Below are 13,474 nucleotides of genomic sequence, written 5' to 3' on the forward strand. Positions count from 1 at the left end.
CCGAGGCCGAGCAGATCCGTGAGCAGCTCCGGGAGCGGCCCGCGGGAAAGAACCGGCTGGAACTGGAGCCGGACACGGTCGAACGCGATCTGATCAAACTGGTCCTGACCGTCGTGGAGCTGCTGCGGCAGCTCATGGAACGGCAGGCCGTGCGCCGGTTCGACACCGGCGAGCTGGACGAGGACCAGGAGGAGCGCATCGGCCTCACGCTGATGCTCCTCGACGATCGCATGGCCGAACTGCGCGACCGCTACGGCCTGCGGCCCGAGGACCTGAATCTGGACCTCGGGCCGCTGGGGCCGCTGCTTCCGAGGGACTGACCCTTCAAAGACCCCCGAAGCCGTATACGGGAAGTTCCGGAAGTTCGGGAAGCTCAGGAACCGCTGGGCTTCCCGAACTCCGTCACGAACGCCTCGCAGAACGCCTTCAGGTCATCCGGCTTGCGGCTGGTGATCAGCGCGTTGGGCCCGTCGTGGCAGACCTTCACCTGCTCGTCGACCCAGGTGCCGCCCGCGTTGCGGATGTCCGTACGAAGGCTGGGGAACGAGGTGAGCCCACGGCCCGAGACGACGCCGGCCTCGACGAGGACCCACGGGGCGTGACAGATGGCCGCCACCGGACGGCCGCTCTCGAAGAAGCCGCGTACGAAAGAGACGGCCTTCTCGTCGAGCCGCAGCGCGTCCGGGTTGGCGACCCCGCCCGGCAGCACGAGCCCGTCGAAGGACTCCGCCGACACCTCGCCGACCACCTCGTCCACGGGGAACGTGTCGGCCTTGTCGAGGTGGTTGAAGGCCTGGATCCGGCCCGCCTCGGTCGACACGAGGACGGGCTCGCCACCCGCGTCGGTCACCGCCTTCCAGGGGTCGGTGAGTTCGATCTGCTCGACGCCCTCGGGCGCCATCAGGAATGCGACACGCATGGCTCTTCACTCTCCTTGTGAGGGGTTTTCGGTGGTTGTCAGCCGGTCGTCTCGCGGACGACCCGCACGGTGTCCAGACCGGGATCCGCCGCGTCGGGCAGGTTCATCCCGGCCGTCCTGCCGGTGCGCAGATAGCGCAGCACCGGCTCGGTGAGGCGTTCGCCGGGCAGCGCTGCCGGAATGCCCGGCGGGTACGGCGTCAGCATCTCTGCCGCCACGCGCCCCGCCGCCTCGGTCACGGGTACGTCGACGGTCGGCCCGAAGTAGGCGTCTCGCGGCAGATCGACCGGGGAGAGACGCAGCTCGGCGGGGGAGGGGACCTCCACCTCCGGTACCGGACGCAGGCCGGCGGCGGCCTGGGACAGGGCCCGCAGCGCGGCCAGGAGCTGATCTGTCGTCTCCCGGTCGTCGGCGTGCGTGAGCTGGGTGCTGATGCGGCGGTGGTCGGCCAGGTGCGCCTCGATCGAACGGTGCTCGCGCAGCCAGTCCGCCGCCCTGAATCCCGAGGTGCCGAGGCCGCTCACGTCGATGACGACCGGCAGTGGGTCGAAGTCGGCGGCAGGGCCGCAGAAGTCGACGCGGTCGTTCACGTGCAGCCCGTCGATCTCCTCGATCTCCGCCCGTACGCCGGCCGCCAGGTCCAGGGCCGCCCCCATCAGGTCCTTGCCGTGCAGGGCCATCTGACGGCGCCAGCCGTCGAGGCCGGCATAGATGAGCACGGACGGGCTCGTGGTGCCGAACAGGTCCGCCCGGGACTTCAGCACCGTCGGGTCGATCAGGTCGCCCTGGAGGTGGAAGACGGAACCCTGCTCCAGGCCGCTGCCCATCTTGTGGATGCTCGTCACACAGATGTCGGCGCCCGCGTCCATCGCCCACGACGGCAGGTCGGGGTGGAACGGCAGATGCGCGCCCCACGCCTCGTCCACGATCAGCGGACGGGAGTGCCGGTGGCAGACGTCCGCGATGCCCCGCAGATCGGCGCAGCTTCCGTACGGAGTCGGGCTGGTGACCAGGGCGCCCATCGCGTCGGGATGGGCGGCGAACGCCTCGGCGAAGGCGTCGGCCGACGGCGGGTGGGCCAGATGCCGGTCGGGGTCCCAGCTCGGATCCACCCAGACCGGGCGGATGCCGGAGAGGATCAGGGCCGACACGACGGACTTGTGCGCGTCACGCCCTATCAGCAGCTTCTCGTGCGGTCCCGCGGCCGAGAGCATCGCCGCCTTGACCGACAGGGAGCTGCCGCACGTGGAGAAGAAGGTGTGCGAGGCGTGCACGGCGTCGGCCATCAGCCGTTCGGCCCGTTCGAGGACCTGGCCGCGGCCGAGGCGGTCGTCGAGACCTCCGGAGGCGAGGAGATCGCCGTGGAAGACGGCGTCGCCCAACACCTCCCGCACCAGCGGATCGGCGCCCCGGGCCTGCTTGTGGCCGGGCGGGGTAAAGGAGATACGGCCCTTCCTGCGATGGTCCGCCAGGGCTTCGAGTACGGGGGCTCGGGCGTGATCGACGGTCATGGATCACGGGTTCCCTGGTGCCGCGAAGGTCAATCAGAGTGACTGAGTACAGATCAGTTGGGTACTCAGAGTCACATGCGGATGAGTGTGATGGATGTGGGTTCGAACGCGGTCCGGCTGGTTGTCGTGGACGCGGAGGACGGTGTGCCCTTGCCGGTGCACACCGCCAAGTGGAAGGTGAGACTCTCCGAGGAGGTCGGGCCAGGCGGGGTGATCCCCGAGGAATCGGTGGGGCAGCTCGTCAGAGCGGTCGCCGAGGCGGCGGGTACGGCCAGGCGATGGGGTGCGGCGGAGCCCCTGGCCTTCGCGACGACGGTGGTGCGCAGCGCGCCCAACCGTCTCGACGTGTTGCGGGAGATAGGTGAGGAGACGGGCGTACCGCTGTGCACGCTGCCCGGCGAGGTGGAGGCCGAACTCACCTTCCTCGGTGCCCGGCGGTGGATGGGCTGGCGGGCCGGACCCATGGCCATGTTCGACATCGGCGGTGGCTCGCTGGAGGTGGCCTTCGGGCGCGGCAGGCTGCCGGATTACGTGGCCTCGCTGCCCCTCGGCGCCCGCCGGCTGACCCGGGAGTTCTTCGACGGGGAGGACCCGCCGACCGAGCAGAGCGTGAAGGCGCTGCGGCGCAAGGTGCGTCACCAGCTGCGGGACGTCGCCGCGCGGATCCGCTGGGAGGGGCCGCGCACCGCGGTGGCGACCTCCCGGACGTTCCAGCAGCTGGCGCGGCTCGGCGGCGCCGCCCCCGGCCGTCACGGGCCGTTCATGGCACGGCAGTTGAGCCGGGCGGACCTGCGCCACTGCCGCGACCGCCTCGCCGCTCTGCCGGTGGCCGAACGTGCCGCGCTGCCGGGGGTCTCGGCGCCGCGGGCCGCGCAGAGCCTGGCCGGGGCGATCGTGGGCCATACGGCGATGAAGCTGACGGGCGTCAAGACGGTCACCCTCTGCCCCTGGGCCATCCGCGAAGGCGTGCTGCTGCGCCATATGGAGGACGGCGGGGCGTGGTGGGCGGACGTCAGCCGGGGCGAGGTCACCGCGCCCGCCGCCCGGCCGCTGCCACTGCGGGTCGCGGCGCTGCAGAACTGAACCCGGGTGGGCTCACCGGCCCGCGGCGCGAATGGGCTCACCGGCCCGCGGTGCGGGTGGGTTTCTGGAGCCGGGCGATCGTCGTGGCCAGTTGGCGTCGGAACGGGTTCGGGATTCTTCCTGCCGTGACGGCGCCGACCAGTTCGTCGGCCACGAGGTGCAGCTTGGTGTTCGTGTTCTGGGAGATCGAGACCAGCACGTCCCACGCGTCATCGGGGCTCAGGCCGAAGGAGGCCATCAGGACCCCGCGGGCCATGTCGATGGCGGGCCTCGTCTCCATGGCCCGCCGCAGCTGGACGAGTTCGACGCGCGGGTCCTGCCCCACGTCGGCGTCCGCGACGGACACCAGGTCATCAGGCACATCCGACAGGGACACCAGGTCATCCGGCAGGGACACCAGATCCTCCACGATGGCCGGCTCCTCCGCGACCTGGGCAGTAAGCGCACGTTCTGTCATGGCGGCCACTCCGTAGACGTCCGGGCGTCATCACCTCACCCAGCGTCGGCCCGAGAAGCTCACCCGTCAAGGGATACAGGAAATGTCGTTCGCCCTTTTGAATGCGTGAATCAAACGCCCTATCTTGTAGGGATGGGAGCAGTACCTGAATCACACAGCGGTTGGACCTTCCTCACCAACCACGCCCGCGTGCTGGCCGCGATCGCCGACGATCCCGCGACCCGCATCCGTGACATCGCCGCTCGCTGCCGGCTCACAGAGCGCGCCGTGCAGAAGATCGTTGCTGATCTGGAGGAAGGCGGATATCTCTCTCACACACGGCAAGGCCGTTCCAACACGTATCGCATCGAAGAGGGGACGATTCTGCGGCATCCCGCCGAATCGGGGCTCGCCGTGGCGGAGCTTCTCACGCTCCTGGCCCAGCACGACGTCGACCACGGTCAAGGATCCCGGCAGTTGGAGTCGTCGCCACCGCACGCGCGCGACCCGAAGCCCGACTCGTGATGTGCGGGCTGACCTGCGGCGCATCCGCTCCTCGCGGGCCGGATGGCCGCACGGGCCGCCGGTAAGCTGGAGAACATGGCCTACGAGATTCCGGTGACGCAAGCCCGTGCAGAGCTCGCCGACCTGATCAACCGCGTCGTGTACGGCGGTGAGCGGGTGGTCGTCACCCGTCACGGCAAGCCACTCGTGGCCCTTGTCTCCGCCGCCGACCTGGAGCGGCTCGAGGCGTTGCCCGAAGCGTCACCCGAGGCTGACGAGGAGCAGGTGATCAGCTCCGTCTCGTCGTTGCGCCCGGCGTCGTCCTCGTCCGGCGCGGGCGAGCAGCGGCGTTTCGGCATCGCGGCGGAGCACCGGGGCCCCAACGCGACGTAACTGTAGGGCGATTGCACGCAGGACCGCAGGAAACGCGGAGAGTGCAGGAAACGCAGAGAACTCAGAGAACGCAGGAATGGCCGTACGCCCCCGTCCGCTACAGCGGGGGCGTACGGCTGTCTGAGTGCCGGATGCGCTGCCAGGTCAGGAGACCGGCACCGCATCCGGCGCCGCCGGCGCCTCGTCGCGCGTCGCGGCAGCGGGACGGCGGCGGAGCGCGCCGAGCAGCACGGCCGTCAGGCCGAGCAGGGCCCAGACGGCGAGGGTGATCAGCGGGCCCGTGATGCGCGCGCCGTCGAAGAACGACACCGAGCGCAGCAAGGTGCCTCCGGCGCCCGGCGGCAGCAACTGCCCGATGAAGCCGACCGGTTCGGGCAGCAGTTGCGGCGCTGACGTCACGCCGGAGAACGGGTTGCCGAGCAGCACCATGGTCAGCGCGCCGACCCCGATGCCCGCCGGACCGAAGAGTGCGGCGCAACCCGCGACGGCGCCGCTCACCGCGAGCGTCGAGAGCCCCAACACCCCGGCTTCCGCCCACCAGTTGCCCGTCAGGACGCCGAGCCAGCTGTGCGTCACGGCCGCGGCGACCACGCCGACCGCCCCGGCGGCCGGCACGAGGGTGGCCACCGCACGGAAGCCGCGCAGACCGAGCATCGTCACCACCGCACCCGCCGCGACTCCCGCGATGGCCATCGGCAGGATGCTCGCGCCGAGGGCGGAGCCCCGCGGGTCGGCCGCGGGCGCCGCCACCACATCGGTGGTCCGCACCTCGGCGCCCTCGGGGGCCTGACCGGCCACCGCCTGCTCAAGGAGCTGGGCGACCACCGGGCTCGCCGCCGTCGCGGTCAGGAGCTTCATGCCCTGTGGCGTGACGACGACCGCCCCGTACACATCCCGGTCCTCGATGGCATCGCGGGCGGCGGACTCGTCGGCGTACTGATGAACCTCGAACGTGCCCTTCTTCTCGGCCAGTTGTGCCTTGAGCGGACCCGTCGCCGCGGCGGGTCCCGCGACGCCGAGGGGCAGATCGCGCGGGGCGGTCCTGGTGGCGGGCCAGGCGAAGGCCCACAGGGCGAGGGCCACGAGGGCGGAGACGAGGACGGCCACGGCCACCATGCGGCGGCCCTGGGGAGGCGAGGTGGCGACGGGCGTGGGCATGAGCTGAGCTCCTTCTGGGATCGTCGGGCTCGGATCGTCTGGGATCGAATCAAAGAGAAGGATCGTTCGTTTTACTTGATGCCCTCACTGTCCTGCCGAGTGCGGAGCTTGTCAAGAATGAATGTTCGTTTTAGTTTGGCGGCATGGCCCGCGTATCCCAGGAACACCTAGACGCACGCCGCCGCCAGATCCTGGACGGCGCCGCTCTCTGTTTCGCCCGCAACGGTTTCCATGCCACCTCGATGCAGGACGTGCTCAAGGAGGTCGGCCTCTCGGCCGGAGCGGTCTACCGCTACTTCCGGGGCAAGGAGGAGCTGATCGGGGCGATCGTCGGCGAGGTCCTCGAATGGATCCAGGAGACCTTCGAGGCGGCGGCCAAGGAGACCCCGCCGCCACCGCCGGACGAGCTGGTCGGCCGCGCGCTGGCCCAGGTGCTCGGCCGGAAGGCGGGCGCCCCGGAGGGGGAGGTCTCGTACTTCCCGCGGCTGATCGTCCAGGTGTGGGCGGAGACCCTGCGCAACGAAGAGCTCGCGGCCGTGATGCATCAGGGGTACGCCAAGGTGCGCGTCGCCTGGGTGAAGATCGTCGAGGGGTATCAGGCGGCGGGCATGATGCGCGGCGACATCCCGGCCGACCATGTCGCGCGGGTGATGGTCGCTACGGCGCAGGGGTTCGCCGCCCAGCTCGCGCTGTTCGACGAGGTCCCGCTCGATGCGCTGCAGGACGGTCTGCGCGGTCTGATGAGCATGGGTCAGCCCGGCGGATGAGTATGGGTCTGCCCAGCTGATGGTCATGGAGCGGTCAAGCGCTGGTTAACCTCGTTGAAACTCCTCCCAACTAGCCTGCGATCCCACGCCACCAGGGGATTTCGTAACCGGGGTGCGCAAGATCAAGCGCACTGTCTGTGTGTTACATCTATATCCGTCGCGGTGGCCGCGGCAGCCGGACCCCGCACGGTCCGGAGCGAGGACTGTGAGGTGGGACGCGTGCAACTGACCCCGCACGAGCAGGAGAGACTGCTCATCCATGTGGCCGCGGACGTGGCCGAGAAGCGAAGGGCGCGGGGGCTGCTGCTCAACCACCCCGAGGCGATCGCGCTCATCACGTCCCACATCCTCGAAGGTGCCCGTGACGGCCGCACCGTCTCCGAACTCATGTCGTCGGGGCGCAAGGTGCTCACCCGTGACGACGTCATGAGCGGCATTCCCGAGATGATCCACGACGTCCAGGTCGAGGCCACCTTCCCGGACGGCACCAAGCTCGTCACCGTCCACGACCCGATCGTCTGACGGGGGCCGGCCGCATGAGTTCCGCGCAGAGTCCCACGCAGATTCCCACGCACCACGTGATCCCCGGCGAGATCCTCTTTGCCGACGAGCCCGTCGCCTACAACGTGGGCCGCGAAGTCACCGCCCTCACCGTTCTCAACGCCGCCGACCGCCCCGTCCAGGTCGGCTCCCACTACCACTTCGCCGAGGCCAACCCCGGTCTCGACTTCGACCGCGATGCTGCCCGCGGCAAGCGGCTCAACATCGCCGCCGGTACCGCCGTGCGCTTCGAGCCCGGAATCCCCGTCGACGTCGAACTCGTCCCCCTGGCCGGCCTGCGCATCGTGCCGGGTCTGCGCGGCGAGACCGGAGGTCCCCTCGATGCCTGAACTGTCCCGCGCCGCGTACGCCGACCTGTTCGGCCCCACCGTGGGCGACCGGATCCGGCTAGCCGACACCGACCTGCTCGTCGAGATCGAGGAGGACCGCTCCGGCGGCCCCGGACGCTCCGGTGACGAGGCCGTGTTCGGCGGTGGCAAGGTCATCCGTGAGTCGATGGGGCAGTCGCGCACGACGCGCGCCGAAGGCACCCCCGACACCGTTGTCACCGGCGCCGTGATCATCGATCACTGGGGCGTCGTCAAGGCCGATATCGGCATACGCGACGGCCGCATCACCGGCATCGGCAAGTCCGGCAACCCGGACACGATGGACGGTGTGCACCCCGATCTCGTGATCGGACCGGAGACCGAGGTCATCTCCGGCAACGGAAAGATCCTCACGGCCGGCGGCATCGACACCCACATCCACTTCATCTCGCCGACCATCGTCGACGAGGCGCTCGCCTCCGGCGTCACCACCCTCATCGGCGGCGGCACCGGACCCGCCGAAGGCAGCAAGGCGACCACGATCACGCCCGGCTCCTGGCACCTGGCCCGGATGTTCGCCGCGATGGACTCCAGCCCCGTCAACATCGGGTTCCTCGGCAAGGGCAACACGGTATCCGCCGCGTCCATGCACGCCCAACTGCGGGCCGGAGCCGTCAGTTTCAAGATTCACGAGGACTGGGGAGCGACCCCCGCCACCATCGACGCGTGCCTGAACGTCTGTGAGGACACCGGCGCCCAGCTCGCCGTCCACACCGACACCCTGAACGAAGCGGGCTTCATCGACGCCACGTTCGCCGCCGTCGCGGGTCGCACCCTGCACGCCTTCCACGTCGAGGGCGCGGGCGGCGGGCACGCCCCCGACATGATCACGGCGGTGTCACTGCCGAACATGCTCCCCAGCTCCACCAACCCGACCCGACCGCACACCGTCAACACCGTCGAGGAACACCTCGACATGCTGATGGTCTGTCACCACCTCAACCCGGCGGTCCCCGAGGACCTCGCCTTCGCCGAGTCGCGGATCCGGCCCACCACCATCGGGGCCGAGGACATCCTGCACGACATCGGCGCCATCTCGATCATGTCGTCGGACTCGCAGGCCATGGGGCGCATCGGCGAGGTCGTCATGCGGACCTGGCAGACCGCGCACGTGATGAAGCGGCGGCGCGGCTTCCTGCCGGGGGACACCCGCGCCGACAACCGGCGCGCACGTCGCTATGTCGCCAAGTACACGATCAACGCGGCGGTCGCGCAGGGCGTCGACCACGAGATCGGCTCGGTGGAGAGCGGCAAGCTCGCCGACCTGGTGCTGTGGGACCCGAAGTTCTTCGGCGTCAAGCCGCAACTGGTCATCAAGGGCGGCCAGATCGCGTACGCGCAGATGGGCGACGCCAACGCCTCCATCCCGACCCCGCAGCCGGTCCTGCCGCGGCCCATGTTCGGCGCGCACGGCAAGGCGCCGGGGCTCAACTCGCTCAACTTCGTGACGCAGTCGGCGCTGGACGACGGGCTGCCGGAACGGCTCGGTGTGGCCAAGGAGTTCACCGCGATCCGTTCCACGCGCGGACGCTCGAAGGCGGACATGCGCGAGAACGACGCCCTGCCGAGGGTGGAGGTCGCGCCCGACAGCTTCGCCGTCACCATCGACGGCGAACTGGTCGAGCCGTCACCCGCCGCCGAACTGCCGCTCGCGCAGCGGTACTTCCTCTTCTGATGGTGGTCGTTCGGATGGCGGTCGTTCGGATGGCGGTCGACCGCGATGTCTAGGGCCGCGCTTCTCGTCCTGGCCGACGGCCGGTTCCCCGCCGGAGGGCACGCCCACTCCGGCGGGGCCGAGGAAGCCGTCAAAGCGGGACGCATCACCGGCGCCGGGAATCTGGAGCAGTTCTGCCGGGGACGGCTGCACACGACGGGTCTTGTGTCCGCCGCGTTGGCGGCGGCCGCCGCGCTCGGGGTCGATCCACTGGACCTCGACGAGGCCGCCGACGCGCGGACACCATCGGCCGCGCTTCGGATCGCCGGACGGCGGCTCGGGCGGCAGATGATGCGGGCCGCGCGGGCCGCGTGGCCCGACCCCTCGCTCGACCACCTGGCCGCCGCCCGGCCCAAGGGGGCGCACCAGCCGGTCGTACTCGGCCTTGCCGCACGGGCGGCGGGGCTCGAGGCGGAGGACGCCGCGTACTGCTCCGCGTACGAGTGCGTCAGCGGGCCCGCGACGGCGACCGTGCGGTTGCTGAGCCTGGACCCGTTCGACGCGACGGGGGTCTTGGCACGGCTTGCCCCCGAGCTCGATCTCGTCGCCCGGGCCGCGGCGGAGGCGGGCCGCGCGGCCCTGGCAGGTGGGGTTGACGCATTGCCCGCGGCTTCAGCTCCGCTGTTGGAGGTCGGGGCCGAGGCGCATGCCGTGTGGCCGGCGCGGTTGTTCGCGTCGTAGGGGCTTTCCATCTCCCCGCACCCGCCCCTTCCCGAAGCTGGGGGCTCCGCCTCCAGACCCCCGCTCCTCAAACGCCGGAGGGGCTGGACTGCGCCCGCCGCACGGGCTGAAAGAACGTCTGAACCTAAGGAATCGCACATGCACCTCGATCACTCCCACGACGAAGCCTCCGCCGTGAGCGCCGACGCCCACCGCCCCGACGGGCGCCGCCGCGCGCTGCGGATCGGGCTCGGCGGGCCCGTCGGGTCCGGCAAGACCGCCACCGTCGCCGCGCTCTGCAAGGAGCTGCGGGCCGAGCTGTCCCTGGCCGTCGTCACGAACGACATCTACACCCGCGAGGACGCCGAGTTCCTGCTGCGCGAGGCCGTGCTCCCGCCCGAGCGGATCACCGCCGTGCAGACCGGCGCGTGCCCGCACACCGCGATCCGCGACGACATCTCCGCCAACCTGGAGGCGGTGGAGGACCTGGAGGACGAGATCGGGCCGCTCGACCTGATCCTCGTCGAGTCCGGCGGGGACAACCTCACCGCCACCTTCTCCAAGGGCCTCGTCGACGCCCAGATCTTCGTCATCGACGTCGCGGGCGGCGACGACATCCCGCGCAAGGGCGGCCCAGGCGTCAGCACCGCCGACCTCCTGGTCGTCAACAAGACCGACCTCGCCCCGCACGTCGGCTCCGACCTCGCCCGCATGGCCGCGGACGCCAAGGCTCAGCGCGCCGAACTGCCCGTCGTCTTCCAGTCGTTGAGGTCGGAGCAGGGCGTCGGCCCGGTCGCAGCCTGGGTACGCGCCCAGTACGCGGCCTGGACCGCGTCCGCATGAGCGTGGACGCCGTCGTGGCATCGGGGGTGCGCGGCACCGCCCGCATCACCGCGCGGGGCGACGGACGGGGCGGCACCGCCCTGCCCGTGCTCGACGGTGAGGGGCCCATCGTCCCGCGCCGCACCCGGGCCGCCGGAGCGGGCGCCCACGTCACCCTCGTCGGGGCGATGAGCGGCCCCCTCGGGGGCGACCACCTCACCGTCGAGGCCGCCGCCCACGACGGGGCCCGGCTGCGCGTCGGTTCGGCCGCAGCCACCCTCGCCCTGCCGGGGCAGTCGAAGGAGGCGGCGCGCCATGACGTGCGGATCACGGTGGGCGAGGACGCGGAACTGCTGTGGCTGCCCGAGCAGTTGATCTCCGTACGCGACAGCGATCTGCGGGTGACCACACGGGCCGAGCTCGCCGCGAGCGCGCGCCTCGTACTGCGGGAGGAGCAGGTGCTCGGGCGGACCGGCGAGGACCCGGGGCGCCTCAGCAGCCGCCTCACCGTGCGCCGGGCCGGTCGTCTCCTGCTCGACCAGGAGCTCTCCTGCGGGCCCGGCGCGCCCGGCGGATGGGACGGTCCCGCCGTCCTCGCGGGGCATCGCGCGATCGGCCAGCTCGTCGTCGTACGCCCGGAGTTCGAACAGGAGCTCCCTGGGCCCACCCTCCTTGCCGACGGGGCCACGCTCACCCCGCTCGCCGGCCCCGCAGTGCTCGTCACCGCCGTCGCCCCCGACGCCCTGCGGGTACGCCGTGTCCTCGACGAGGCGCTGCGCACATTCACGTGAACGGGGGCATATCCGCTCAGCGGGGTTCCCGGCACCGTCTATCGGATTGGTAAAGAAACACCGGCTGCGTCTGTCGCACTGAACCCGAAGACCGACAGGATCCTCCTACTGTTCGAAAATCGACAGGTAAATCGACAGGGGGAGGAACCAGTTGAGACGCACCACAGCATTCGGCGCAGCCGGCACGCTGATCACGGGCTCGCTCATAGCGGGCGCGATCATGGCACCGGTCGCCAATGCCGACGCCCGCCAGGGCAGCGGCAGCGCTGAGGCCCGCCAGCGGACCAGCTCCGAGGCGCGCGGTGTCGCGCTCGCCGCGCAACGTGCCGCCAAGGCCGGCATCGACTGGCAGGCGTGTCCCGCGGACTGGGGTCTGGAGAAGGCCGTCACGTGCGGTTGGGTGACCGTCCCGGTCGATTACGCCAAGCCCAACGGCAAGAAGATCAAGCTCGCCGTCGACCACATCGGCAACACCGGGACGAAGAAGGAGCGCCAGGGCGCGCTCGTCTACAACCCCGGCGGCCCCGGCGGTTCCGGGCTCCGCTTCCCCAACCGGGTGGCCACCAAGGCCAAGCTCTGGGAGAAGACGGCCAAGGCCTACGACTTCGTGGGCTTCGACCCGCGCGGTGTCGGCCACTCGGCGCCCATCTCCTGTGTCGACCCGCAGGAGTTCGTCAAGGCCCCCAAGCTCGACCCGGTGCCGGACTCCGAGGCGGACAAGCGCGCCCAGCGCAAGCTCGCCGCCGAGTACGCGGACGGCTGCGCCGAGCGCAGCGGCGACATGCTGCCGCACATGACGACGCCGAACACCGCGCGTGACCTGGACGTCATCCGGGCCGCGCTCGGCGAGAAGAAGCTGAACTTCCTCGGCGTCTCCTACGGCACCTACCTCGGCGCGGTCTACGGGACGCTGTTCCCGTCGCACGTGCGCCGCATGGTCGTCGACTCGGTGGTCAACCCCTCGAAGAAGAAGATCTGGTACGAGGCCAACCTCGACCAGGACGTCGCCTTCGAGATCCGTCTCAAGGACTGGATGAAGTGGGTCGCCAAGTACGACGCCACCTTCCACCTCGGTGACACCGCCGGGAAGGTCGCCAAGAACTGGGACAAGCTGCGTGCCGCCGCGAAGAAGGAGCCGCTGGGCGGAGTGGTCGGCCCGGCCGAGCTCATCGCCTACTTCCAGAGCGCTCCGTACTACGACTCCGTCTGGGTCGAGATCGCGACGAACTTCAGCAAGTACGTCGCCGGTGATGCCAAGCCGCTGATCGAGGCAGCCAGCCCCGACCTGTCGGACACCGCGGGCAACATCGCGTCGGAGAACGGCAACGCCGTCTACACGGCCGTCGAGTGCGCGGACGCCAAGTGGCCCACCAGCTGGAAGAAGTGGGACCGCGACAACACCCGCATCCACCGCGACAACCCGTTCATGACGTGGGCCAACGCCTGGATGAACCTGCCCTGCGCGACCTGGTCGAGCAAGCAGCACGAGCCCGTCGAGGTCAAGACCGGCAAGGGTCTGCCGCCCGTGCTCATCGCGCAGGCGACGCGTGACGCGGCAACCCCGTACGGGGGGGCCGTCGAGCTGCACAAGCGGTTCAAGGGCTCGCGTCTGATCACGGAGAAGGATGCCGGCTCGCACGGCATCACGAACCTGGTCAACCCGTGCCTCAACGACCGTGTCGACACCTACCTGCTGACCGGCAAGGTGGGCAGCAAGGACGTGACGTGCGCACCGCACGCCACGCCCAAGCCGTGACGGTCCGCCGCTAGGCGCCCGACTGGCAGCT

Annotated in this window: 15 protein-coding genes and 1 pseudogene; 12 read left to right on the plus strand and 4 right to left on the minus strand. The window is 70.4% G+C overall.

The genetic code is table 11. From position 1 onward, the window contains the following. Window positions 1-14: 14 nt before the first annotated feature. Window positions 15-320, plus strand: a complete 306-nt coding sequence (locus tag ACZ5U5_RS12695) for a gas vesicle protein K (protein ID WP_469020841.1) — start codon at window positions 15-17, stop codon at window positions 318-320. 53 nt (window positions 321-373) lie between these two features. Here the strand turns inward: ACZ5U5_RS12695 and ACZ5U5_RS12700 are convergent, their stop codons facing one another. After that, window positions 374-919, minus strand: coding sequence for a type 1 glutamine amidotransferase domain-containing protein (locus ACZ5U5_RS12700; protein WP_469019993.1), 546 nt, complete (start codon window positions 917-919; stop codon window positions 374-376). A 38-nt stretch (window positions 920-957) separates the two neighbouring features. Next, a complete protein-coding gene (locus tag ACZ5U5_RS12705; RefSeq protein WP_469019996.1) occupies window positions 958-2,430 on the minus strand; it encodes an aminotransferase class I/II-fold pyridoxal phosphate-dependent enzyme in 1,473 nt (490 codons plus the stop codon). Between the two features lie 75 nt (window positions 2,431-2,505). Between ACZ5U5_RS12705 and ACZ5U5_RS12710 the strand changes: the two genes are divergently transcribed. After that, window positions 2,506-3,513 (plus strand): Ppx/GppA family phosphatase, encoded by a 1,008-nt coding sequence (locus ACZ5U5_RS12710; protein ID WP_469019997.1) that lies wholly within the window; start codon window positions 2,506-2,508, stop codon window positions 3,511-3,513. 37 nt (window positions 3,514-3,550) lie between these two features. On the opposite strand, the pseudogene ACZ5U5_RS12715 reads toward ACZ5U5_RS12710, so the two are convergent. Then, window positions 3,551-3,826, minus strand: a pseudogene (locus tag ACZ5U5_RS12715) (ANTAR domain-containing protein); the annotation flags it as partial. Between the two features lie 276 nt (window positions 3,827-4,102). On the opposite strand from ACZ5U5_RS12715, the gene ACZ5U5_RS12720 reads away from it, so the two are divergent. Both ACZ5U5_RS12720 and ACZ5U5_RS12725 read left to right on the plus strand, forming a co-directional pair. Next, window positions 4,103-4,474 carry a helix-turn-helix transcriptional regulator gene (locus tag ACZ5U5_RS12720; protein ID WP_469020000.1) on the plus strand — a complete coding sequence of 124 codons (372 nt, stop codon included), beginning with the start codon at window positions 4,103-4,105 and terminating at the stop codon, window positions 4,472-4,474. A gap of 75 nt (window positions 4,475-4,549) precedes the next feature. Then, complete coding sequence (locus tag ACZ5U5_RS12725) at window positions 4,550-4,846, plus strand: type II toxin-antitoxin system Phd/YefM family antitoxin (protein WP_469020002.1); 297 nt, start codon at window positions 4,550-4,552, stop codon at window positions 4,844-4,846. 144 nt (window positions 4,847-4,990) lie between these two features. Here ACZ5U5_RS12725 and ACZ5U5_RS12730 read toward each other — a convergent pair whose 3' ends face one another. After that, window positions 4,991-6,004 carry an ABC transporter permease gene (locus ACZ5U5_RS12730; RefSeq protein WP_469020005.1) on the minus strand — a complete coding sequence of 338 codons (1,014 nt, stop codon included), beginning with the start codon at window positions 6,002-6,004 and terminating at the stop codon, window positions 4,991-4,993. Window positions 6,005-6,147: 143 nt separating this feature from the next. Here ACZ5U5_RS12730 and ACZ5U5_RS12735 point away from each other — a divergent pair, with 143 nt between their 5' ends. The 8 genes from ACZ5U5_RS12735 to ACZ5U5_RS12770 all read left to right on the plus strand — a co-directional run bounded on the left by ACZ5U5_RS12735 (window position 6,148) and on the right by ACZ5U5_RS12770 (window position 13,443). Further along, complete coding sequence (locus ACZ5U5_RS12735) at window positions 6,148-6,771, plus strand: TetR/AcrR family transcriptional regulator (RefSeq protein ID WP_469020008.1); 624 nt, start codon at window positions 6,148-6,150, stop codon at window positions 6,769-6,771. A 219-nt stretch (window positions 6,772-6,990) separates the two neighbouring features. Then, window positions 6,991-7,293, plus strand: coding sequence for an urease subunit gamma (locus tag ACZ5U5_RS12740; RefSeq protein WP_361831764.1), 303 nt, complete (start codon window positions 6,991-6,993; stop codon window positions 7,291-7,293). A gap of 56 nt (window positions 7,294-7,349) precedes the next feature. After that, the gene (locus ACZ5U5_RS12745; RefSeq protein WP_469020845.1) at window positions 7,350-7,661 is read left to right on the plus strand and encodes an urease subunit beta; all 312 of its coding nucleotides are present in this window, start codon (window positions 7,350-7,352) and stop codon (window positions 7,659-7,661) included. After that, a complete protein-coding gene (locus ACZ5U5_RS12750; protein ID WP_469020011.1) occupies window positions 7,654-9,375 on the plus strand; it encodes an urease subunit alpha in 1,722 nt (573 codons plus the stop codon). The genes ACZ5U5_RS12745 and ACZ5U5_RS12750 overlap by 8 nt, the downstream gene beginning before the upstream one ends. A 45-nt stretch (window positions 9,376-9,420) precedes the next feature. Further along, window positions 9,421-10,095, plus strand: coding sequence for an urease accessory protein UreF (locus ACZ5U5_RS12755; RefSeq protein ID WP_469020013.1), 675 nt, complete (start codon window positions 9,421-9,423; stop codon window positions 10,093-10,095). A 138-nt stretch (window positions 10,096-10,233) separates the two neighbouring features. Then, a complete protein-coding gene (gene ureG / locus ACZ5U5_RS12760; RefSeq protein ID WP_469020014.1) occupies window positions 10,234-10,917 on the plus strand; it encodes an urease accessory protein UreG in 684 nt (227 codons plus the stop codon). After that, window positions 10,914-11,687 (plus strand): urease accessory protein UreD, encoded by a 774-nt coding sequence (locus tag ACZ5U5_RS12765; protein ID WP_469020016.1) that lies wholly within the window; start codon window positions 10,914-10,916, stop codon window positions 11,685-11,687. Before ureG ends, ACZ5U5_RS12765 begins: the two co-directional genes overlap by 4 nt. Before the next feature lie 151 nt (window positions 11,688-11,838). Next, window positions 11,839-13,443: an alpha/beta hydrolase gene (locus tag ACZ5U5_RS12770; protein ID WP_469020018.1), complete on the plus strand. Its 1,605-nt coding sequence runs from the start codon at window positions 11,839-11,841 to the stop codon at window positions 13,441-13,443. The last annotated feature ends 31 nt before the right edge of the window (window positions 13,444-13,474 follow it).

The sequence above is a fragment of the Streptomyces sp. NPDC033177 genome, from assembly GCF_055577715.1.